The sequence below is a fragment of the Bacillus sp. T17B1 genome (genome assembly GCF_026796395.1).
GTDB lineage: Bacteria > Bacillota > Bacilli > Bacillales > Bacillaceae > Bacillus > Bacillus spizizenii_A.
Map to the genome: position 1 here is coordinate 70630 of NZ_JALAYA010000008.1, position 21666 is coordinate 92295.

Sequence of the window (21666 nt, forward strand, 5' to 3'; positions counted from 1 at the left end):
ACAGGTGCAGCCATTGCTGCACCTGTTTTTTTATTAGAGCGGTATTCTCTGTTACATATTGGGCATTGTAAAATATAAGGCTGGTTTCTAAGGAGGAAGCGGATGTCTAAACAAGGAAATTTTCAAAAATCAATGTCGCTGTTTGATCTGATTTTGATTGGGATGGGTGCCATTTTTGGATCAGCATGGCTGTTCGCTGTCAGTAATGTCGCTTCAAAAGCAGGACCCTCGGGCGCTTTTTCCTGGATCATCGGCGGAGCCATCATTCTGTTAATCGGGCTCGTGTACGCGGAGCTTGGAGCCGCTCTGCCCCGTACCGGAGGCATCATTCGATACCCCGTTTATTCACATGGCCACCTTGTCGGCTACTTAATATCATTTGTCACGATTGTCGCTTACACAAGCCTGATTTCAATTGAAGTGACGGCCGTGCGTCAGTATGTGGCCTATTGGTTTCCCGGCCTGACCATAAAAGGATCTGATTCGCCGACCATTGCAGGCTGGATTTTGCAGTTTGCCTTGCTATGCTTGTTTTTCTTGCTGAATTATTGGAGTGTCAAAACCTTCGCTAAGGCAAATTTCATTATATCGATTTTTAAATATATTGTACCGATTACCATCATTATCGTGCTGATCTTTCATTTTAAATCGCAGAATTTATCTGTTGAGGGATTTGCGCCGTTTGGTTTTACAGGTATTCAGGCTGCAATTTCGACTGGTGGCGTAATGTTTGCATATCTCGGCCTGCACCCGATTGTCGCTGTTGCAGGAGAAGTGCGCAATCCAAAACGCAACATCCCAATCGCTTTAATCATTTGCATCATCGTTTCAACCATCATTTACACTGTTTTGCAGGTCACCTTTATTGGCGCAATCCCGACAGAAACGCTTAAAAATGGCTGGCCGGCAATCGGGCGGGAGTTCTCATTGCCGTTTAAAGACATTGCAGTCATGCTCGGTTTAGGCTGGCTTGCAACGCTTGTTATTTTAGACGCCATCCTGTCTCCCGGAGGAAACGGGAATATTTTCATGAACACGACGTCTCGCCTCGTTTACGCCTGGGCGCGTAACGGCACATTATTTAGCATATTCTCAAAAGTGAATAAAGAAACGGGAACACCCCGTGCTTCACTCTGGCTTTCGTTTGCCATGTCGATTTTCTGGACGCTCCCCTTCCCTTCGTGGAACGCGCTTGTCAACGTGTGTTCTGTCGCACTCATCCTTTCTTATGCGATTGCACCTATTTGTTCGGCAGCGCTGAGGGTGAATGCGAAGGACTTAAACAGGCCGTTTTATTTAAAAGGAATGAGCATTATCGGGCCGCTTTCCTTTATCTTCACGGCGTTTATTGTCTACTGGTCAGGATGGAAAACCGTTTCCTGGCTGCTCGGTTCACAGCTCGTGATGTTTTTCATCTATCTCTGCTTTAGAAAATATGCGCCTCAAGACGAAGTCAGCTTTGCCCAGCAGCTGAAATCAGCGTGGTGGCTTGTCGGGTTTTATATCATGATGCTGATCTTTTCCTACATCGGTTCTTTCGGACACGGTTTAGGCATCATCAGCAATCCCGTCGACCTCATTCTGGTCGCCATCGGCTCACTTGCTATTTACTACTGGGCGAAGCATACCGGGCTCCCGAAAGCCGCTATTGATTATGATAAATAAAGAAGCAAGAATTTTTCTTGCTTCTTTATTCTTTACAAACATCCATACCCGCTATAAAATGAATGATAGTCAGTCATTAAAGGAGGTGCTCCTCATGCCAAAACAAACATCGGACAAATATGAAAAAATTCTTCAGGCTGCCATTGAAGTTATTTCTGAAAAAGGTCTCGACAAGGCCTCTATTTCTGATATTGTCAAAAAGGCCGGCACCGCCCAAGGAACGTTCTACTTGTATTTCTCATCTAAAAATGCCCTCATTCCGGCAATTGCAGAAAATCTTCTCACACATACGCTGGACAAAATCAAAGGAAGACTGAATGGAGACGAGGATTTTTGGACCGTTTTAGATATATTAATTGATGAGACATTTCTCATTACAGAACGCCATAAGGATATCATCGTCCTCTGTTACTCTGGGCTTGCGATCGACCACTCCATGGAAAAATGGGAGACGATCTATCAGCCTTATTATTCTTGGCTTGAAAAAATCATCAATAAGGCCATTGAAAACCTTGAGGTAACGAAAGGAATCAATGCGAAGTGGACAGCGAGAACGATTATTAACTTGGTCGAGAACACTGCAGAACGATTCTATATCGGGTTCGAACAAGATGAAAATGTCGGAGTGTATAAAAAAGAAATCTTTACTTTCTTAAAAAGAAGCTTAGATACCGCTTAAAAAATGACTGGGTAACACCACTCATTTTTTAATGGCTAAAAAATGACTGACGTTCATTCATAAACGAAAGAGGTGTTTCATTTGAATTGGGTGCTTGTTTTAATTGCAGGGCTTTTGGAAGTTGTTTGGGCCTCTTCCCTCAAACATGCCGATTCGCTATTGGATTGGACCGTCGTTTTTTTATTAATAGCGATAAGCTTTATCCTATTAATCCGCTCTTATCGAAAAATCCCTATGGCCGCGGCGTATACCGTATTTGTCGGTATTGGGACGGTCGGAACCTATATGACCGGGATATTCTTAGGCGAACCCTTCTCAGCAGCGCAAATCTTCTTCTTGATGCTGCTGCTAGCCGGTATTTTAGGAATGAAGCTCTTTACAAAAGAAAGCAATTCACAGCCAGGAGGTGAAAAATAATGGCTTGGTTTTTATTAGTGATTGCCGGCATAGAAGAAATTATAGCTGCCGTTGCAATGAAATATATAGACGGAACAAGAAAAAAATGGCCGATCATTGTGATGACTGTTGGATTTGGCTTATCCTTTTACTGCCTATCACTAGCGATGCGGATTCTGCCTGCCGGAGTCGCTTATGCCGTTTGGACCGGCATTGGCAGTATTGGTGTTTCGGCGGTCGGGTTCTTCTGGTTTAAGGAGCGTTTTCAGCTTTCACAGGTGATTTCTCTTTGCCTAATCTTCACCGGCGTCATCGGCCTGCGTCTTACGGCTTAAACATAAGAAAAGGGCATATACAGCTGTATATGCCCTTGCCATTAATCGTCTTGATGTTGTTGTAGATGAAGCGGCGGCGGGATGAGCCAGCCTTTGTTTTTTAGCAATCTTAAGTATTTTGCGCCGGTTGCGGCTTTCGATACATGGAATTGCCCAAACATCATGGCAATATCCTCACGAATTGACTGTCCCATAATTTTGCTGCATGTCACAAGGCCCGCAGCATTTTGCGCTGCAGCAGAGGCCGCGACATCCGGATCAAGAAACCGCGCACCCGGCGGAATATCTTTAAGATCTGCAGCCGGCGGTTCAGGAGAAGCCGGAGGGAGCGCCACCCCGTTTTCTTTCAGGATCGCACTGATCTGTTTCACTTCATCTTGGCACTTCTCAATGGATTCACGAAGCAGCTTCTTCAAGTCGTCATCACCGACATGATGCAATAACATCTGGTAATTGCCGACCATTTTATTGCCCGCCATCACATAACTCCACAAGCTGTATACCTCACCGTAATGCATCGGTTCATCCTGCGGATTTCCGCTTAAAATACCCATATTCATCCTCCTCGCAAATTCAATATCACACATTTTAACGTGCCCGAGTGGAGGAAAATTTATGTTCCGTTGAGAAAGATTTTTCAAACAAAACAAAAAAGACAAGAGCGGCAAAATGCCAAACCCTTGTCTTTCCTGTTGTTCTATTGGACGCGCTCGGAGGGATTCGAACCCCCGACAGACGTGGTACCGGAAACCACCGCTCTATCCAACTGAGCTACGAGCGCATATAGACTGCGTTATGAGAACGTCAGCACAACTAATTATACGATAATTCCATCGAAATAACAACCCTCTATTTCAAGAGGGCGCTTTTCAGATCAGACATATCATCTTATTTGGCAATCTGACATACATTGGTTTGAACCCCTTTATTTTTGGGGAAAATGGGGAAAAGAGAAGAGTTTGCTTGTCAAGCCAGCTTTTTGTTTGACCTTTATTGACCAAAAATGTATCATGTAACTACATACTTACCTAAAAGGTGAAGGAGGAGCATTATGAATTTAATACCTACAGTCATTGAACAAACGAACCGCGGGGAAAGAGCGTATGACATTTATTCTCGTCTATTAAAGGATCGTATCATCATGCTTGGATCTGCGATTGATGACAACGTTGCGAACTCCATCGTGTCACAGCTTTTATTCTTAGAAGCGGAAGACCCTGAAAAAGATATTTCTATTTACATCAACAGCCCGGGCGGCTCTATCACAGCCGGTATGGCGATCTATGACACCATGCAGTTTATCAAGCCGAAGGTATCTACCATTTGTATCGGTATGGCTGCATCAATGGGCGCATTCTTGCTTGCTGCCGGAGAAAAAGGCAAACGCTATGCGCTTCCAAACAGTGAAGTTATGATTCACCAGCCTCTTGGCGGAGCTCAAGGTCAAGCGACAGAAATTGAAATTGCCGCGAAACGTATTCTCTTGCTTCGCGACAAATTAAACAAAGTGCTTGCTGAACGTACTGGCCAGCCGCTTGAAGTAATCGAACGGGACACAGACCGTGATAACTTTAAGTCTGCTGAAGAAGCGCTTGAATACGGCCTGATTGACAAAATTCTGACTCGCAACACAGAAGAGCAAAAGTAATACGAGAAGAGCCTTCCCTGAAGAAGGCTCTTTTTTAGATTTCTGTCCACTTTTTCTCTAAAATCGGATAAGAGTAGTTCTGCATTTGTTCAATTAACTCATCCGGCCGCGACGAGCTGTGGATCAGTTTTAGATGAGAGTCGTTAGAAAATCCTTCTTGAATGCTGTATTTGACCATTTTCATCATTGGTTCAAAATATCCGTTGACATTGTACAGACCGATTGGCTTTTGGTGAATGCCGATCTGCGCCCAACAAAGCACTTCAAATAATTCTTCATATGTACCGAAGCCGCCCGGCATGGAGATAAAGCCGTCCGCAAGCTCGCTCATTTTGGCTTTTCGTTCATGCATCCCGTTTACTTCAATCAGCTCAGTCAGGTTCTGATGGACAACCTCCCCGCTGAACAAACCGCTCGGCATGACCCCGATTGCAGTTCCGCCGTTTTCCATAATCGCGTCAGCAATCGCGCCCATCAAGCCTACGCGGGAACCCCCATAGACAAGGCCAATTCCCTGCTCAGCCATATACGCGCCAAGCTCTGCCGCTTTTCGTTTATACGCTTCGTTTCCCCCCGGGTTTGAGCCCGCAAATACACAAATGGTTTTCATCTTTGTCATCTCCGCATCTATATATCGTATCAAACATTCAAAAACACACTATATATTGTCCCACCTTCATGTGATAATATCAATATGAAATACATAAAGAATGCAGGAGTGATGATGGTGCAGCTGGCTGATGCAGAAAAATGGATGAAAGAGTTTTACGAAAAAAGAGGCTGGACAGAATACGGGCCGTTTATTCGGGTCGGCTTTTTAATGGAGGAAGCCGGAGAACTGGCCCGGGCTGTCAGGGCGTATGAAATCGGCAGAGACCGGCCTGATGAGAAAGAATCGACACGAGCTGAGCAAAAACAAGAATTGATTGAAGAAATGGGAGATGTCATCGGAAATATCGCTATTCTTGCTGATATGTACGGAGTCTCTTTAGAAGACGTGATGAAAGCCCATCAAGATAAACTGACCAAACGTTTTGAGCATGCATAAAAAAGCGGCCGCAATGGCCGCTTTTTCTAACCTGTGATTTCATCATGGTGATCAAAGAAATGCTGCTTCCCTATTTTGTGAAAAAGGCCTGTTTTATGCAGCAGCTCCTTCGGCTGCGATTGCAGTCCTACAATCATCAGCTTTCCGTTGTGGCGTTTAATCCGGTTCATAATGTTCCCGAGCACTGCTTCAGCCGACGTATCCATGTAGTGCACCTTATTCATGAGCAGAATAAGGGTCTTCGGCTTTTTCTGTACATGCTCCAGCAGTGAAGATTCAAGCGAATCAATTGATCCGAAAAACAGTGGCCCTTCTATGGAATACATACTCACGGATGGGTCTTCTCTCTTTGCCGTCTTCTCCAAAACAGGATGCGATTCCTGAGTGTGGATGCGGGTCGCTTCGCTCATTCTTCTGATAAAGAACACAAATGCGAGCAGCAAGCCTGTTGCCACACCGACGATTAAGTCAAACAGAACCGTTAGCGCAAAGGTCGCCGCCAAAATAAAGGAATCGGCATTTTTCAGTCTCAGCATGTTTGCGACTTCCTTACGCTCACTCATATTCCATGCGACAACCATGAGAATCGGGGCCATACTGGCAAGCGGCACATGGGATGCATAAGGCGCAAATACGAGCAAGACAAGAAGAACGACTACACCGTGAACGACACCGGAAACAGGAGAAACCGCTCCGTTCTTAATATTGGTCGCCGTCCTCGCGATTGCTCCCGTAGCCGGAATTCCGCCAAACAGCGGCGCAGCCATATTCGCAATCCCCTGGCCGACAAGTTCCTTATTGCTGTCATGCTTTGAGCCCTTCATGTTATCAGCGACCATTGCGGACAAAATGGACTCTAGGCCGCCAAGAAGCGCGATGACAAGCGCTGCCGGAAACAACATAACCATTTTATCCAATGTGAGCTCAGGGAACTGAAATTCCGGCAAATGGCGAGGTATTTCTCCATAAGTTGATCCGATCGTTGCCATACGGTCAGGGAAAAACACAACCGCGACCAGTGTGGAAATCAGAAGCGCCAATAAAGCGCCCGGTATTTTAGGCATCACTCTGGCGGATACAAGCAAAATGACAAGCCCGATCACTGCTGTCAAAATGGCATACACGTTAAATGTGCCGAGCTTCTGTGCGATTTCAAACATGTTGTGATGAAAGTTCTCATGTTTTTCAACATTTCTTAAACCGAGAAAATTAGCAATTTGCTCAGTAAAGATCAGCACGGCAATTCCGGCTGTAAAACCGACGATAACAGGTTTCGGAACGAATTTCATTATTTTTCCGAGCTTAAATAGCCCGAACAGCACCAGCATCACCCCTGCCATAAACCCTGCAATCAGGAGGTTCTCCAAGCCGTACTGCATTACAATGCCAAATAGAATTGGGACAAAGGCGCCTGTCGGACCGCCGATTTGATATTTGGAGCCCCCAAACAAAGAAATACAAATCCCCGCCACAACAACAGTGTACAGCCCGTATTCAGGCTGAACTCCCGAGGCAATGGCAAACGCCATCCCTAAAGGAATTGCCACAACACCTACTACGATACCTGCAATCAAGTCTTTCTGAAATTTCTGCAAATTATATTCCTTGAATCTCCCTGAGAACCGCATATTTTGCTATAACCTCCTTTATAATTGAGTGTTTATGAGCTCAGTTTCATAACCGTTAATGATCACATCAAGTTTTCCTGTTTCAGGGTGAATGACAAGTCCGTGAACCGGAACGTTTTTCGGCAGCAACGGATGGTTCTTGATCAAATTCACACTGTGGGAAACGCTTTCTTCTACGCTGTGAAAACCGGTCAGCCATGTTTTCAAATCAAGTCCGGCGCTCGTCAGCAAATTCAAGCAGCTTTCTTCCACTCCGCGTTCCTTTGCTTTCTCGAGAATCGAGGGCGCATTCAGTCCAGACATCCCGCATTCATGGTGGCCGACAATACATACCTCTTCAGCCTGCAATTCATAAATCGCGACCAGTATGCTGCGCGTCACGCTTCCAAATGGGTGAGAAACGATGGCTCCCGCGTTTTTTACAATTTTAGCATCGCCGTTTTTCAGTCCCATTGCTTGCGGAAGAAGTTCGGTGAGCCGTGTATCCATACAGGTGACAATGACGAGCTTTTTTGAAGGAAATTTTGTCGTTTTGTACGGTTCATACTTCCTCTCTCTGACAAACCGCTGATTGTGGTCCAAAATTGATGTTAAAGAAACCATTTGATTCATCTCCCATCCATATGATTTTGCAAGCCTTCTTGCCCAGCTTACAATAAGGAATTATAGCATAGGAAGCCACCGCGAAAAGGCTTTCAAAAAAAGACACTATAATTGGACTGTAGAATAAAAACTTAAAAATTTATATCTTTCAAAGATAATAAAATTTATATTTATTGAATCCTATAACCTGGCTTTAACTCGTATATCAATGATTTGTCTGACATAAAATATAGGCGAATTCAGATAATTAAAAAACTTTTTAAAGCAGATTTAGCTGTTCAACCAATTTCAATATCCATTTTAAGTTCAAAAGAACCAGAAATTTAATTGAACGCAGCTATATTTTTAACATCTATTTATTTCCGATATAATAATATAGACAACAGCCATAAAGGGGGAGCCTTGTTGAAACCATTTGTATTTATCACAAAACCGATTCCTCAAGAGATTGAATCATTCATCGGTGAACATTGCCGTTATGAAATATGGCAGGAGGACACGCTTCCGAATGACGTACTATTTGAGAAATTAAAAGAGGCAGAAGGGCTTTTAACTTCAGGAACGTCCGGACCGTCAATCAATCGTGAATTGCTGGAACACGCGCCTAAGCTCAAAGTGGTCAGCAACCAATCTGTAGGCTATGACAACTTCGATATAGAAGCCATGAGAGAAAGAGGTATCGTCGGCACTCATACACCTTATACACTGGATGACACGGTCGCGGATCTGGCCTTTTCTCTGATTCTATCTTCCGCCAGACGTGTTGCTGAACTGGACCGTTTCGTCAGAGCAGGAAAATGGGGAACAGTTGAAGAAGAAGCGCTTTTCGGCGTTGACGTTCATCATCAGACGTTAGGCATTATCGGCATGGGCAGAATCGGCGAACAAGCAGCGAGACGCGCCAAATTCGGCTTCGATATGGAAGTGCTTTATCATAACCGTCATCGGAAACAAGAAACGGAAGAAAGCATCGGCGTCAAGTATGCTGAGCTTGATACATTGCTCGAACAATCTGATTTTATTCTGCTCATTACGCCGCTGACTGATGAAACGTATCACATGATAGGAGAACGCGAATTTAAAAAGATGAAGGATTCAGCAATTTTCGTCAATATTTCCCGGGGAAAGACAGTTGATGAAAAGGCCCTCATCCATGCCCTTCAAGAAGGATGGATTCGTGGTGCCGGCTTGGACGTGTACAATGAAGAACCTATCGCAAAAAACAATCCGCTCTTGCAGCTCGAAAATGTTACTTTACTGCCGCATATCGGCTCAGCAACAGCGAAAGTGCGCTTTAATATGTGTAAACAGGCTGCCGAAAACATGATGGCAGCCATTCAAGGACAAACACCGAAAAATCTTACAAGAGAATTTCAATAAATAAAAATCCGGTCTGATCCAGACCGGATTTCTTATTACATATGCTGGAGAACAGCACGATTATACATATGGCGAGTGACGATATAATAAACAGCCTGGAACACAAAATAAATGAAGATGACAATCACGGCCTCAAGAAATAAGTTAGAATTCAGCATGTTGCTTAACGCCGCATACGCAAAGCCGGCGTGAATTGTGCCCGCGATAAATGGGATGAAGAACAAAAATCCAATTTGTCTACCAAGGATGGAATGAATCTCTTTGTCCGTAATCCCCATTCTCTTTAATGCTAAAACTTGCACTCTCGTATCTTCTATTTCAGTAAACATCCGCAAGTACAGCATGCTTCCTTGAACGACAAAAAACAGCACGCTGACAAACAGACCGATAAACAGCATTAATGCGACTCCCTGCTTCACAATTTGATAGCTAGGAGCACGCGTTTGAAAATCAGATATATGTTCCTTCGGCACCATATTTCCAAACTTTTCAGAGACATCTACCGTCTCCTGCCAATGCTCAAGCTCATATCCTACAACTCTCATCTGATCCTTCAGCGGCACTTCCTGAGTGAGGCTGTCAAAGCTTTTTTTGCTGACGACCAATAAACTGCTGACTCCTTCGACTGACATCAATATCCCTTTGTTTTGCTGCTTTTTCATGATATAGAACAGTGTTTGTCCTGACTTCATATGAAATGCCGCTTTTTCCCCTTCGCCAAATGTATCTTTTACCATCATTTGAAACGGAACATTAATAAACGCTTCATTCTCCTGTAAATGAATAACAGGAAAACCTTTTTCCTTTGCGACTTGATTATAGGTTTTCTCTGAAATCAGCAAGGCTATCTCTTTTCTGTTCCCATACGGCGAGTCTGATTGAAAAGTGACAGGAATTCCTGTGGCATTTACCTTATACTTGATGTCAGCATCAGCTTTTTTCAATGTATTCTCAGCCGTCTCAGGTTTCATAACCTGAAAGCTGGAAGCGTCTTTTTCTACCCAGGAAACAGATTGAGGAATGCTTTGCTCCTCCTGTTTTTCTAAATCAGCATAAAACATATAGATAACACCTGTAGCGGTTAAAATGACTGCTGTAATGACAGAGGTTAAAAACAGCATGCGTGCGTGATCCTTCAGCCTGAATATCATGTTGGAACGGACAATGATATTCGTGCCTTTATAAAAGCTGTGTTTCTTTCTGTACAGCATGCGGAAAAACGCCACACTGCTTTGTGTAAAAAAGAAATACGTCCCGATTAACACTAAAATCAAAATCGGAAAGACACGAAATACCATATCAACCGCATTCGCTGTGGCAGACAGATAATAACCGCCAGCCAGACACAGTAAAGACAGCACAGTGAGCCATTTTGAATAGGCCGGCAAACTTTTCGGCTTTTGGGCTGCTTTAATCAGCTCAATGATTTCCAGCTTGCGAATCCGTGCCAGCGATATAACGAGCAGCGTCTGAAACAGGATGAGAAAGCCCGCAGCTGTCATCACAAACGCTTTCGGCACAATGACAAATGAGATCGGCACCTTCAGGCTGAGCATCCAAGTCATGATCATAAAAAACAGTTTTGAAAATAACAGGCCTGCACCAATGCCGGCAGCAATCGCCGCTAGAGAAATGAGTGACTGCTCATAATAAATCATCTTGCGGAGCTGCTGCTTTGATGTTCCGAATAGCGTCAGCAGCCCAAACTCTTTCTTTCTCGCCTGCAAAAATGCCGAATTCGAATAGGAAATAAAAAATATACAACAGACAATGATGACGACAAGGGCTGCGCTCAAGCACGTTTTAACAAGCCTTCCTCCATATACATTATCTTCATGTACATCCGGATGAAAAATAAAAGATATGAAGACAAAAAACACCGAAACGGCAAACACACAGCTTAAAAAGTAGGCGACATAACGTTGCAGATTCCCAAGAATGTTTTTACGGGCGATGGTTCTCAAATTCATGATGAAAATCGCCTCCCAACACACTCAAGGTATCTAATATACTTTGATAAAACACCTGCTGGTTTGACCCTCTGTGAATCTCTGAAAAGAAACGTCCGTCTTTAATAAACACAATCCGTTTACAGAAGCTTGCCGCTGTCGCATCATGTGTGACCAATAGAATCGTCGCGTCCTTTTCTTCATTCAGCTGAGCCAGCGTGTTCATCACTTGCTTAGCCGATTTTGAATCAAGGTTTCCCGTCGGTTCATCGGCAAGAATGAGCGCCGGATTGTGAATAATGGCTCTGGCACAAGCTGCGCGCTGCTGCTGCCCGCCCGACACCTCGTATGTCCGGTGGTCAAGAATATGCTTGATTTGCAATGCATCGGCCAATTCATCCAGACGGGCTTCCATTTCTCTCAGCTTTACCTTATCCAGTGCGAGCGGCAGCAGAATATTTTCCCGAATCGTCAGCGTATCAAGCAAATTAAAATCCTGAAAGACGAAGCCGAGTTCTCTTCTGCGAAAAAGAGCCAGCTCTTGATCCTTTAACGTTTTCGGCTGGATGCCGTTGATCATCATCTCACCCTGCGTCGGCATATCAATGGTAGCCAGCAAATTCAGGAGCGTGGTTTTTCCGCTTCCCGACGGGCCCATAATTCCGACAAATTCTCCTTTCGCCACACTAAGGTCAAAGTCGCTGAGCGCTTGATATGATAACGTTCCTTTATTTGAATAGTACGTTTTCGACAGGTTTGTTGTTTGTAGCACAATCATGTTCTGCTCCTCCTTTTTCTTTATTATAAAAAGGAAGTCTGCAGCCTCCCATCGAACTTTCTTGCAATTCCGCTCTCCAACCTTACAAAGCTGTCACATTCACTAGGGTGTCACTTGAAAACACGATGGTCATCACAGTGCCAGCCCCTTCTTTTGATTCCGCATACAGCTGATGGCCCAGCCGGGTGCACACCTGTTTTGCTAAATAAAGACCCATTCCCGTTGCCTCTGTCATGCTTCGCCCGTTTCCCCGGTAAAAAACGCATCAAAAATCCGCGGCAGATCCTGCGGCGGTATGCCCATGCCTTCATCAGCAATCGACAAGCACGTTTCATGTCCCTCTGCTACAATTCGAATGGTAATATGGTCTCCCTCACCTTGCTTTGAATATTTTAAGGCATTGAAAAGGATTTGCTCGACAACAAAGGAAAGCCATTTTTGATCACTTGAAACCTGAACGGCGTTTGGCGGCACATGTAGTGTTGGGAAAATACGCCGTTTGATAAACTGCCGTTTTTCCTGATTGATAAGTGAACGGACAAGCTCGGTTAAATCAAAGGTTTGCGGTCTTACATCAAACGCAAATTCCTCCAGCCGGGCCGTTTGCAGCATCATATCAAGACCATGGCGAAACCTCTCATTTTCATCCTCCAGCTCCTCTAAAAACGTTGGAAAAGAAGAAGAAGTTCCGTTTTTTCCTTCTTGAATCATTAAGGAAATGACAGATACCGGTGTTTTCATATGGTGGACCCATTGATTGGTGAAGATATAATGCTGTTTTTGCTGATTGATATATTGTAAGAGCCTGCCTTCGTATTGCTGCTCGAGCATGTTGACCATTTTCGTCCAAAGCACCTGCTCTCGTGTTCTTGGCTTTCGGGCTTTCAAAGATTGGCCAATGTCATTCGAAAAAGGCGCTTGTTCCGCAAGTTTTTTGATATAAGTCAGAAAGGAAGATTGCCGAACGTAATCAGCAGCAAAACCGGCAGCTAAAAGAGCATCGGGCAAAATCCATATGTACATCATATTTTCTGCGGGAGGTTTTGCGCCGCTCTCTATGATGCTTAAATACGCAATCAGCGTTGCGGCTCCTATCCCTAATAATGAAAATAGAATAATTGCAAAGCGGTCGATGAGATAAGTCTTTAACACTCTGGTTCATCCTTCCGATTGACTTGAAATTGATAGCCTTGTCCTCTTATCGTTGAAATGCAATCTTTTAGTCCGGCATTCTCCAGTTTTTTCCGCAGGCGATTGACATTGACCGTTAGCGTATTATCATCGACAAAATCGACGTCATCCCATAACGCCTCCAATAATTCATCACGGGAAACGATTTTTTTATGCTTTTTCACGAAAATAGATAAGAGCTGAAATACTTTTTGTGAAAACAAGATGCGGGTGCTGTTCCACTCGGCCTCATTCTGGTCAGGATAAATCGTCAACCCGCCAACCTCCACTATTCTAGATTCCTGCGATAAAGAGGGCGAATATTCACCATATGTGCGGCGCAGGACGCTTTTGATTTTGGCCATCACTACCTCTAAATGGAACGGCTTGGTGATATAATCATCACCGCCATTTTCAATCGCCATCACCTGATTCAGCTCATCGGTCCGTGCCGATATAAAGATAATCGGCGCATTAGAAATAGTACGGATTTGCCTGCACCAATAAAACCCGTCAAAAAAAGGCAGGTTGATATCAAGCAGCACCAGATCCGGCTTCATTTCCGCAAATTCCAATTTAATATCATGGAGCTGTTCAGCCATTTTCACTTCATATCCGTATTTTTGAAGATGGCCGCCCAGCAAAGAAGCAATCCGCTCATCATCTTCCACAAGCAAAATCCGATACACGCTTATCCCCCTTATATGTACATCATGATGATTTTTTCTAGAAGATTCCAAAATTATTATAGCATGTGCGGAATAGTAAATCGGTCTTTTTCTTTTCGTTATGATAGAATGATAAAGGTAAAAATTTCATAATAGGCAGGTGTCGTGATGAAGAAAATCATGCTGCTTCTCGCAATAACGTCAATTCTTTCAGCATGTCAGCCCAACTATACCGGGAAATACATAGAAATAGGGGATTCACTAACTGAATACACAAAAGAGTGCTTTAAAGAGCATCAAACCCCTTATCAATATAAAAAGGGAAAACTGTATGTTCCAGATGATGCATTTGATGTAGTAATCAATACTTGTTCATAAGAAAAAGCTTGCAGACATGCTGCAAGCTTTTCACGTTACAAAAAATGAGTATTTAATTTCTTTTCAAACTCTGTTGGACCGATGTCACTTTTTTGCCCTTCTCCGCCGTTTTCATGAATCGTGAAATGGCGGTCTGACATAACCATCCGTCCGTTCGGCGTCAGCTTTGAGGCGAGCAGTGATTTGTTAAAAGGAGATTTTTCATGAGAGTGAATCATGTCCTTCATGTCATCTAAATCACCGGCATCGCTTTCTTCAAGGGTAAAGGCGTAACCGATTTGCCAGCCTTCTCCTTTGTCCATCAACAGAACGTGGCTGCCCTTTTCTGTCTCTTCTTCTTTGATTCGGAATGACCCGACAGGTGATTGTACCGTTTCTCCGGAAAGCGGTATTGGCTGGAGCGCCAGATTGATGCCGAAGCCGATATCAACGATGTAATCACCTTTTTCCGCAGACAGCATTACAGCAGCATGCGTTCCGTCTAAAGCCCACTCTTCTTCTTTTCCTGCATAAACCGTTCCCCGAACGAGCTTCACATGAAACCCGGCCTCAATCAGGACAAAATAAAGGAGACCATTTAAATCGTAGCACAGGCCGCCGTGCTGTTCTTTGACCAGGCGGCGCCATAAATTTTCTTTTGTTACCTTATAACTCTCTTTTGCGAGCACGGCACGGTTTTCAAATGGAAAACGGTATGCCATTGCTTTGAGAAAAAGGGGGAGATCACCGAAGCTGACATGGTCTTTCTCCCAGCCGATTTTCTGAAAGCAGTCTTTTAAAAAATCACTCATCTTATCACCTAAACTTCTTCTTGAACATAAGCAGCCAACTTTTCCAGCGCCTCTTGTTCGTCTTCTCCCTGGGCAATCAAGGTAACCTCAGTGCCTGTGCTTACCGCAAGACTCATCAGCCCCATGATGCTTTTTGCATTTACTTTTTTCCCATCCTTCTCAAGAAACACATCTGACGTAAACCGGTTTGCCTCTTGTACAAACAAAGCAGCAGGACGCGCCTGCAGTCCTGTCTTTAATCGAACTTCCACTTTCTGTTGAACCATAAGATCTCCCCTTTTCTTTACGGTTATTTTAAAGTGACGGTTTGCCCTGTCCGCAGCTGTTCTGCGATTTCGTCAAGTTTTCTCAGCCTGTGATTGATCCCTGATTTGCTGATTTTCCCGCTTGCTACCATTTCCCCCAGCTCTTTCAGCGTCACTTCCTGATAATCAATCCGCAGCTGCGCAATTTCCCGAAGTTTTTCAGGAAGCGCATCCAAGCCGATTCTTTCATCGATGTATTTAATATTCTCCACCTGTCTGAGCGAAGCGCCGATCGTTTTGTTTAAATTGGCTGTTTCACAATTGACGAGGCGGTTGACCGAATTTCTCATATCCCTTACGATTCTGACATCCTCAAATCGCAGAAGCGAATTGTGGGCGCCGATCACGTTCAGAAACTCAGTAATTTTTTCCGCCTCTTTTAGATAGGTGATATAGCCTTTTTTCCGTTCGAGCGTTTTACTGTTTAACTGAAACTCATTTAACAGATCACATAATGAATCGTTATGTTCCTTATAAAGAGAGAAGATTTCTAAATGATACGAGGAGGTTTCCGGGTTATTGACCGAACCTCCTGCCAAAAATGCCCCTCTCATATAAGAACGCTTGCAGCATCTCTTTTTGACCAGCTCTTTCGAAATACTTCGTTCAAACACAAAATTCTCCCCGAGTATTTTTAAATCCTCTAAAATCGCTTTTGCATTTTCTGAAAAACGCACAATATAGACGTTATTCTTTTTCAGCCGCATTTTCTTTCTGACCAGCAGCTCGACCGACACATCATATTGTTTTTTCAGTAATGTATAAATGCGGCGGGCAATCGCCGCATTTTCGGTTTGAACATCAAGCACGAGATGGCGGTTTGTAAATGATAATGCTCCATTCATCCGGATAAGCGCAGACAGCTCTGCGTTAATGCAGCAGTCTTTCACTTCCAGATTCGTTAATTCTTTTTTTGTTTCAGATGCAAATGACATATAGCCACCTCATTTCTGGCTTCATTCTTTTAGTAAATCGACAAGAAGAGAGGCCACTTTATGTGTATCGTGACGAATTACGTCATTTTTATACGTTACGATTTGATCTCTGATGACTTCAAGCCCCATTGCTTTCAGCTCTTCGATATCAAAATCAACAGGACGCGCCGATTCCATTTCGTACTTACGTTTTATTTCGTCGGGAATGTCTTCGCTGTTCACTAATATCGTATCAATAAAACCGCAGCCCATATGCTGATTGAGCGCTTTCACATGATCAGCTGCGGTGTAATGTAGTGTTTCGCCGGGCTGAGTCATCACGTTGCAAATGTATACTTTTTTCGCCGGCGCCTTCACTACTTCTTCCCCAATTTTCGGGACGAGCAAATTGGGAAGAATGCTTGTATAGAGGCTTCCCGGACCGATAATAATCAAATCCGCTTCCCTGATTACGTCTATCGTTTCCGGCAGCGGATCAATATGTTCAGGCGTAAGAAACACACGCTTAATGCGCTGTCCGTACTCCGGAATAGTGGACTCGCCTGAGACCACGCGGCCGTCCTCCATTTCGGCATGCAGAACAACACTGGCATTGGCTGCCGGCAAAACCTTTCCTCTTACATTCAGCACCTTGCTCATTTCTGTGACAGCGTGAAAAAAATCACCGGTTATATTTGTCATCGCTGCCAAAATCAAATTCCCTAAAGAATGCCCTGTTAAGTCATTCCCCTTATTGAAGCGATGCTGAAAGAGATCTTCAACAAGCGGCTCCACATCAGATAAAGCGGCAAGCACATTTCTGATGTCTCCGGGAGGCGGAATTTTCAGCTCATTCCGCAGACGGCCAGAGCTTCCTCCGTCGTCGGCAACTGTCACAATGGCCGTAATGTCAACAGGTTTATGCTTTAAGCCCCGAAGCAATACAGAAAGACCCGTACCGCCGCCAAAGATTGCAATTTTCGGCTTTTGTCCCATCTTATTTCCGGCTTCTCTTTTCAATGTCCCGGTGAGTGACATGAGTATAGTAATCCTTTTTGAAATAATCAGCTAAATTCTCGGCAAGTGTCACAGAGCGGTGCTGGCCCCCTGTGCAGCCGATCGCAATGACGAGCTGACTCTTTCCTTCTCTTTTGTAGGACGGCAGCATGAAGCTGAGTAAATCGATTAATTTTTCATTGAACTTTTGTGTTTCATTCCACTTCATGACGTAAGAGGATACCTCTTCATCTTTTCCGGTCAGCGGCCTCATGCTTTCGATATAATATGGGTTCGGCAAAAATCTGACATCAAAGACGAGATCGGCATCAATCGGAATACCGTATTTAAAACCAAATGACATGACATTTACCGTAAATGTCTCTCCTTGGTTTGTCGCAAAATGCTTTACGATTTTCTCGCGCAGATCGCGCGGCTTCATGTCTGATGTGTCATAAATCATTTGAGAGCGGCCTTTTAATTCCTCAAGCAACTCACGTTCCAGCGCGATGCCCTCAAGCGGCAGGCCCGTCGCTGCCAGAGGATGCGAACGTCTCGTTTCTTTATATCTCGTGACGAGAATGGAATCTTTCGCGTCCAAGAATAAAATTCGCGGTGTAATCCACGGATGTTCCGCCATTTCATCCAGTGCTTCGATCAACCGGTCAAAAAATTCACGGCCGCGCAAGTCCATTACGAGCGCAACCTTGCTCATTTTCGAATTTGATTCCTTCATCAGTTCTAAAAATTTCGGAAGCAATGAAGGCGGAAGATTATCAACGCAGAAATAGCCGAGATCTTCAAAGCTTTGAATAGCGACAGTTTTCCCCGCTCCCGACATTCCGGTTATAATGACAAGCTGAATATCATGTGATTCACTAACACTCATCTTTCTCCCCCCTGACTTGTCTTTCTATTTGATATGCTGCGGGTCTAACCGATAACTGAGCAGCTCAAAATCCGGTGTATACGTAAATGTGCCGTGCAGCAGCCCTTTTCCCTTCATCATAAAGTCTAGGATGTGGCCGTCTCCCGGGGCCATAGGCAGGTTTTGAATGTCATTGACATCGTGCCACTGCAGCTTGCCTTCCTCTGATTCAGCTACATTTTGTCCAGTATAAGAGTCAGCGACAAACGTAAACATCATCCACTCAGAGACAACGTGGTCACCATCTTTAATAATAAAGGTAAAAACACCTTTTAACTGAGGATTTATGATATAGATACCCGTCTCTTCTCTGTACTCTCTGATGACGGAGTCTCTGACTGATTCTCCGCTCTCCATCTTGCCTCCCGGCGCGACCCACCAGCCGCGTCTAGGCTTTTGAAGCAGAAGGACTTTGTCATCCGTCTGAAGCACACAATTTGTCACTCTTTGCAAGTACGTTCACCTAACCTTCTCGTCCTGTCATCGTCTCTTTATTATACCGCTTCAAGATGTCTCCCACAATGAAGAGACATTGACAATCTTTTCTTCTATTTTACAGCATATTCATCTCTGAGTTCAGGTAATTTGCTGTAATAGGCATCCGTCTTTTATTTTTGGACAAAAAAAGGACACGGATAACTGGAGAATCCGTGCCAAAAAAGTGTATTCATTATAAAAAGGGGGTCAATTACTTTATTAATCATAACCGAAATGCATTACACAACTGTTACAGCGGAATTAAAACCCAGTAACGTTATGTGAAGCTCGTATGACAGCCTTTTTATTTTAATGTTTTCAGCGTTTCTTGGAGCTCTTCGACATAATGCTGAACGCTTTGTGCCGCAATACTTCCGTCTCCTGTAGCCGTTACGATTTGGCGCAGTGATTTTTCGCGAATGTCTCCGGCAGCGAAAATCCCTTCAACCTTAGTTTCCATGCGGTCGTTTGTTTCGATATAGCCTTCTTCATTCGTAATGCCAAGATTTTCAAACGGTTTAGACAGAGGAAGCATGCCGATGTAAATGAATACGCCGTCTGTTTTGAATTCACTTTCTTCACCGGTTACCGTATCGACAAGCGTTACATTACCGACTTTGCCGTTTTCCTCATGAATTTCCTTCACCGTTTTGTTCCATAGGAAGTCAACTTTTTCATTATCAAATGCTCTCGCTTGAAGAATGCTTTGCGCACGGAGTTTGTCACGTCTGTGAACGATCGTTACTTTTGAAGCAAAACGAGTTAGGTACACGCCTTCTTCAACTGCGGAATCACCGCCGCCGACAACGACAAGCTCTTTGCCTTTAAAGAAAGCACCGTCACATACCGCACAATAAGATACACCGCGGCCGCCCAATTCTTTTTCGCCAGGCACGCCGATTTTCTTATACTCCGCACCTGCGGCAATGATGACTGCACGTGCTTTGTATTCTTTTGAACCAGCTTTAACCACTTTGTACTCTTTGCCGTCAACAACTTCTTTAATATCGCCATAAGCATATTCAGCACCAAATTTTTTCGCGTGTTCGAACATTTTATTGGAAAGCTCAGGCCCAAGGATGCTTTCGAATCCAGGATAGTTTTCTACATCTTCCGTATTGGCCATTTGCCCGCCTGGAATACCTCTTTCAATCATTAATGTCGATAAATTTGCTCTTGATGTGTATACAGCGGCCGTCATCCCAGCAGGACCCGCGCCGATAATAATCACGTCATATACTTTTTCTTCTGACACACTATCCACTCCTTAACACGTCTTTTTCAAGTTGGGGCGCTTCTTTATATGATAAGAGTCCCCATCTAACGTATACCTTACCCATATCCTATAAAATCTCAGGGTGATACGCTATTTTTTTGCTCATTTTTTTCTGATCATGATTAAATGTTTTTTAAAAGGGTATATGTATTAATAAAGAAAGAGCCTTCTGTTAAAGAAGGCCCTTGTCTTATTTATTATTGAACAACACGTCTTACATTGCCATTGAAATATTTTTTCCAGTAAGGGTTACTCATAGAATCAATTGAGACACCATGTGAAGAATTGTCGTTAAGGAATGTTCCATTTCCTAAATAAATTCCAACGTGACCGTTTGTTTTGTATGTGTCAAAGAAAACTAAGTCTCCTCGCTTCATTTCAGACGCGCTGACAGCTCTTCCTTTATTGATCAAAGTGTCAGTTGTTGTTCCGCCGACAGGTCCAAGGTTGACACCTGCAGAAGCGTATGCCCAGCGTACGAATGATGAGCAGTCAAAAATACGGTTGTTGATATCAGACTGAGTGCGTCCGCCGCCAAATTGGTACGGAGATTGTCCTACAATGCTCGAACCAACGCTGATCGCACCTTCAATTCCGCCTGAGTTGCTGATAACAGTGCCGCCTGAATTGCTGTTTGAACTGTTGCTCTTCTTAGAAGATGAGCTGTTAGACGAGCTGTTTGATGAACTCTTAGAAGAATTGTTTGAAGAATCATCATGAGATGAGCTTGCTGTCGCTGTTTCAGTTGTAGCAGTTTGTGTCTCATCAGATGCTTTTTGGGCTTCTTCCTGCTTTTTGATCAAAGCAGCCGCAGCTTCTTGTTCTTTTTTGATGCGTGCTTGTTCAGCTTCAGTATCTGCTTTTTGGTTTGCAAGCTCAGACGCTTCTGATCTTAATTCAGAAATCGCGGCAGCCGTTTTCTTCTGGCTTGCTTTTGCTTCGTCGAAAAGCTTGTCTTTTTCATCAAGCTGTTTATCAAGGTCTTTTTGCATTGTTTCTAATTTAGCCAATGCAGCTTGAACTTCTTTCAGCTTCTTATTCAAATCCGCTTCAGAATCTTCAAGCTTCGCTTTATCCTGCTCTTGCTGCTTGATTAAATCTTTGTCTGCATCAACAATAGATGAAACCGCAGTGGCGCGAGAGATAAAATCACCAAAGCTTGTTGATCCTAAAAGGACATCTATGTACCCTTGAGATCCGCCGCTTTCCTGTAAAGAACGAACGCGTTTTTTCAGGATTTCATTGCGTTTTTCAATGCGGGCTTCTGTCTCTTTAATCTCTTTTTTCAGCTTTTTGATTTCTTCTTTTGTTTTATCGTTTTCTTCTTTTTTATCTTCGATCTTGTTGCTTGTATCAAGCGCCTTAGCGTTAATGTCTTTCAGTTCTTTTTCAATCTTTGATTGGTTTTCCTGAAGCTCAGTTAATTCTTTTTCCTTTGCTTCAATGCTGGAAGCAACCTCAGATTGCTTGCTTTCGATTTTTTGTTTCTTTTCATCTAATGTTTCCGCCGATGCAGTTTTACTTGTAAATGGGATCAAAAAACTGCTTGTCCCGATGACGGAAGCCAAACCAAGTGTCAATAAACTCTTTCTCACTTTTTATATCCTCCCTTTTACTGTGAACCTGTTCTCATTTGGAATTGTATTTTGAACAT

23 protein-coding genes, 1 tRNA gene and 1 pseudogene are annotated in these 21666 nt (G+C 43.7%); 8 read left to right on the top strand and 17 right to left on the bottom strand.

Translation table 11 applies throughout. The annotated features are described in order from the left end of the window. Positions 1-102: 102 nt before the first annotated feature. The 4 genes from aspP to MOF34_RS05330 all read left to right on the top strand — a co-directional run bounded on the left by aspP (position 103) and on the right by MOF34_RS05330 (position 3075). A complete protein-coding gene (aspP, locus tag MOF34_RS05315) occupies positions 103-1665 on the top strand; it encodes an aspartate/proton symporter AspP (RefSeq protein WP_268398944.1) in 1563 nt (520 codons plus the stop codon). 94 nt (positions 1666-1759) lie between these two features. Then, positions 1760-2344 carry a TetR family transcriptional regulator gene (locus MOF34_RS05320; RefSeq protein WP_019715812.1) on the top strand — a complete coding sequence of 195 codons (585 nt, stop codon included), beginning with the start codon at positions 1760-1762 and terminating at the stop codon, positions 2342-2344. A gap of 81 nt (positions 2345-2425) precedes the next feature. Continuing rightward, positions 2426-2761 carry a DMT family transporter gene (locus MOF34_RS05325; RefSeq protein WP_019715813.1) on the top strand — a complete coding sequence of 112 codons (336 nt, stop codon included), beginning with the start codon at positions 2426-2428 and terminating at the stop codon, positions 2759-2761. Continuing rightward, positions 2761-3075, top strand: a complete 315-nt coding sequence (locus MOF34_RS05330) for a DMT family transporter (RefSeq protein WP_019715814.1) — start codon at positions 2761-2763, stop codon at positions 3073-3075. The genes MOF34_RS05325 and MOF34_RS05330 overlap by 1 nt, the downstream gene beginning before the upstream one ends. Positions 3076-3116: 41 nt before the next feature. Here the strand turns inward: MOF34_RS05330 and MOF34_RS05335 are convergent, their stop codons facing one another. After that, positions 3117-3629: a DUF3231 family protein gene (locus MOF34_RS05335; RefSeq protein WP_268398949.1), complete on the bottom strand. Its 513-nt coding sequence runs from the start codon at positions 3627-3629 to the stop codon at positions 3117-3119. A 151-nt stretch (positions 3630-3780) separates the two neighbouring features. Then, positions 3781-3856 (bottom strand) — tRNA-Arg (locus tag MOF34_RS05340). Between the two features lie 270 nt (positions 3857-4126). Between MOF34_RS05340 and clpP the strand changes: the two genes are divergently transcribed. Continuing rightward, a complete protein-coding gene (gene clpP / locus MOF34_RS05345) occupies positions 4127-4723 on the top strand; it encodes an ATP-dependent Clp endopeptidase proteolytic subunit ClpP (RefSeq protein WP_003219849.1) in 597 nt (198 codons plus the stop codon). A 34-nt stretch (positions 4724-4757) separates the two neighbouring features. Here clpP and MOF34_RS05350 read toward each other — a convergent pair whose 3' ends face one another. Next, the gene (locus MOF34_RS05350) at positions 4758-5333 is read right to left on the bottom strand and encodes a TIGR00730 family Rossman fold protein (protein ID WP_268398951.1); all 576 of its coding nucleotides are present in this window, start codon (positions 5331-5333) and stop codon (positions 4758-4760) included. Positions 5334-5450: 117 nt separating this feature from the next. Here MOF34_RS05350 and MOF34_RS05355 point away from each other — a divergent pair, with 117 nt between their 5' ends. Continuing rightward, the gene (locus MOF34_RS05355; RefSeq protein ID WP_268399176.1) at positions 5451-5771 is read left to right on the top strand and encodes a MazG-like family protein; all 321 of its coding nucleotides are present in this window, start codon (positions 5451-5453) and stop codon (positions 5769-5771) included. A gap of 26 nt (positions 5772-5797) precedes the next feature. Here MOF34_RS05355 and MOF34_RS05360 read toward each other — a convergent pair whose 3' ends face one another. Continuing rightward, on the bottom strand, positions 5798-7399 hold the full coding sequence (locus MOF34_RS05360; RefSeq protein ID WP_019715818.1) for a SulP family inorganic anion transporter: 1602 nt from the start codon (positions 7397-7399) through the stop codon (positions 5798-5800). Positions 7400-7417: 18 nt separating this feature from the next. Continuing rightward, a complete protein-coding gene (locus MOF34_RS05365) occupies positions 7418-8011 on the bottom strand; it encodes a beta-class carbonic anhydrase (RefSeq protein ID WP_268398952.1) in 594 nt (197 codons plus the stop codon). Between the two features lie 393 nt (positions 8012-8404). Here MOF34_RS05365 and MOF34_RS05370 point away from each other — a divergent pair, with 393 nt between their 5' ends. Further along, positions 8405-9382 (top strand): 2-hydroxyacid dehydrogenase, encoded by a 978-nt coding sequence (locus MOF34_RS05370; RefSeq protein WP_268398954.1) that lies wholly within the window; start codon positions 8405-8407, stop codon positions 9380-9382. A gap of 35 nt (positions 9383-9417) precedes the next feature. On the opposite strand, the gene MOF34_RS05375 is transcribed toward MOF34_RS05370, so the two are convergent. The 4 genes and pseudogenes from MOF34_RS05375 to psdR all read right to left on the bottom strand — a co-directional run bounded on the left by MOF34_RS05375 (position 9418) and on the right by psdR (position 13968). Next, a complete protein-coding gene (locus tag MOF34_RS05375; protein ID WP_268398956.1) occupies positions 9418-11352 on the bottom strand; it encodes an FtsX-like permease family protein in 1935 nt (644 codons plus the stop codon). Further along, complete coding sequence (gene psdA / locus MOF34_RS05380) at positions 11327-12109, bottom strand: lantibiotic ABC transporter ATP-binding protein PsdA (protein WP_268398958.1); 783 nt, start codon at positions 12107-12109, stop codon at positions 11327-11329. The genes MOF34_RS05375 and psdA overlap by 26 nt, the downstream gene beginning before the upstream one ends. 82 nt (positions 12110-12191) lie before the next feature. After that, positions 12192-13261 (bottom strand): annotated as a pseudogene (locus tag MOF34_RS05385) (HAMP domain-containing histidine kinase). Beyond that, complete coding sequence (gene psdR, locus MOF34_RS05390; RefSeq protein ID WP_268398963.1) at positions 13255-13968, bottom strand: two-component system response regulator PsdR; 714 nt, start codon at positions 13966-13968, stop codon at positions 13255-13257. The pseudogene MOF34_RS05385 and the gene psdR overlap by 7 nt, the downstream one beginning before the upstream one ends. Before the next feature lie 147 nt (positions 13969-14115). On the opposite strand from psdR, the gene MOF34_RS05395 reads away from it, so the two are divergent. After that, complete coding sequence (locus tag MOF34_RS05395; protein WP_268398967.1) at positions 14116-14325, top strand: hypothetical protein; 210 nt, start codon at positions 14116-14118, stop codon at positions 14323-14325. A 35-nt stretch (positions 14326-14360) separates the two neighbouring features. Here MOF34_RS05395 and MOF34_RS05400 read toward each other — a convergent pair whose 3' ends face one another. From MOF34_RS05400 to MOF34_RS05435, 8 genes are all read right to left on the bottom strand, one after another. Beyond that, positions 14361-15116: an arylamine N-acetyltransferase family protein gene (locus MOF34_RS05400; RefSeq protein ID WP_268398970.1), complete on the bottom strand. Its 756-nt coding sequence runs from the start codon at positions 15114-15116 to the stop codon at positions 14361-14363. Positions 15117-15124: 8 nt separating this feature from the next. Next, positions 15125-15382: an HPr family phosphocarrier protein gene (locus MOF34_RS05405; RefSeq protein ID WP_003219835.1), complete on the bottom strand. Its 258-nt coding sequence runs from the start codon at positions 15380-15382 to the stop codon at positions 15125-15127. 23 nt (positions 15383-15405) lie between these two features. After that, positions 15406-16356, bottom strand: a complete 951-nt coding sequence (gene whiA / locus MOF34_RS05410) for a DNA-binding protein WhiA (RefSeq protein WP_003219831.1) — start codon at positions 16354-16356, stop codon at positions 15406-15408. Between the two features lie 21 nt (positions 16357-16377). After that, the gene (gene mgfK / locus MOF34_RS05415; RefSeq protein WP_003219829.1) at positions 16378-17331 is read right to left on the bottom strand and encodes a gluconeogenesis morphogenetic factor; all 954 of its coding nucleotides are present in this window, start codon (positions 17329-17331) and stop codon (positions 16378-16380) included. A gap of 1 nt (position 17332) precedes the next feature. Further along, positions 17333-18220, bottom strand: a complete 888-nt coding sequence (gene rapZ, locus MOF34_RS05420) for an RNase adapter RapZ (protein WP_019715827.1) — start codon at positions 18218-18220, stop codon at positions 17333-17335. A gap of 24 nt (positions 18221-18244) precedes the next feature. Continuing rightward, positions 18245-18712, bottom strand: coding sequence for an 8-oxo-dGTP diphosphatase (locus MOF34_RS05425; protein ID WP_003219825.1), 468 nt, complete (start codon positions 18710-18712; stop codon positions 18245-18247). Between the two features lie 328 nt (positions 18713-19040). Beyond that, positions 19041-19991 carry a thioredoxin-disulfide reductase gene (gene trxB, locus MOF34_RS05430; protein WP_003219823.1) on the bottom strand — a complete coding sequence of 317 codons (951 nt, stop codon included), beginning with the start codon at positions 19989-19991 and terminating at the stop codon, positions 19041-19043. A gap of 218 nt (positions 19992-20209) precedes the next feature. Beyond that, on the bottom strand, positions 20210-21607 hold the full coding sequence (locus tag MOF34_RS05435) for an NlpC/P60 family protein (RefSeq protein ID WP_268398973.1): 1398 nt from the start codon (positions 21605-21607) through the stop codon (positions 20210-20212). Positions 21608-21666 lie beyond the last annotated feature (59 nt).

Coding starts and splice junctions, on each gene's coding strand:
- aspP (WP_268398944.1), top strand. CDS start 103: ATGTCTAAACAAGGAAATTTTCAAAAATCAATGTCGCTGTTTGATCTG.
- MOF34_RS05320 (WP_019715812.1), top strand. CDS start 1,760: ATGCCAAAACAAACATCGGACAAATATGAAAAAATTCTTCAGGCTGCC.
- MOF34_RS05330 (WP_019715814.1), top strand. CDS start 2,761: ATGGCTTGGTTTTTATTAGTGATTGCCGGCATAGAAGAAATTATAGCT.
- MOF34_RS05335 (WP_268398949.1), bottom strand. CDS start 3,629: ATGGGTATTTTAAGCGGAAATCCGCAGGATGAACCGATGCATTACGGT.
- clpP (WP_003219849.1), top strand. CDS start 4,127: ATGAATTTAATACCTACAGTCATTGAACAAACGAACCGCGGGGAAAGA.
- MOF34_RS05350 (WP_268398951.1), bottom strand. CDS start 5,333: ATGAAAACCATTTGTGTATTTGCGGGCTCAAACCCGGGGGGAAACGAA.
- MOF34_RS05360 (WP_019715818.1), bottom strand. CDS start 7,399: ATGCGGTTCTCAGGGAGATTCAAGGAATATAATTTGCAGAAATTTCAG.
- MOF34_RS05365 (WP_268398952.1), bottom strand. CDS start 8,011: ATGAATCAAATGGTTTCTTTAACATCAATTTTGGACCACAATCAGCGG.
- MOF34_RS05375 (WP_268398956.1), bottom strand. CDS start 11,352: ATGAATTTGAGAACCATCGCCCGTAAAAACATTCTTGGGAATCTGCAA.
- psdA (WP_268398958.1), bottom strand. CDS start 12,109: ATGATTGTGCTACAAACAACAAACCTGTCGAAAACGTACTATTCAAAT.
- MOF34_RS05395 (WP_268398967.1), top strand. CDS start 14,116: ATGAAGAAAATCATGCTGCTTCTCGCAATAACGTCAATTCTTTCAGCA.
- MOF34_RS05400 (WP_268398970.1), bottom strand. CDS start 15,116: ATGAGTGATTTTTTAAAAGACTGCTTTCAGAAAATCGGCTGGGAGAAA.
- MOF34_RS05405 (WP_003219835.1), bottom strand. CDS start 15,382: ATGGTTCAACAGAAAGTGGAAGTTCGATTAAAGACAGGACTGCAGGCG.
- whiA (WP_003219831.1), bottom strand. CDS start 16,356: ATGTCATTTGCATCTGAAACAAAAAAAGAATTAACGAATCTGGAAGTG.
- mgfK (WP_003219829.1), bottom strand. CDS start 17,331: ATGGGACAAAAGCCGAAAATTGCAATCTTTGGCGGCGGTACGGGTCTT.
- rapZ (WP_019715827.1), bottom strand. CDS start 18,220: ATGAGTGTTAGTGAATCACATGATATTCAGCTTGTCATTATAACCGGA.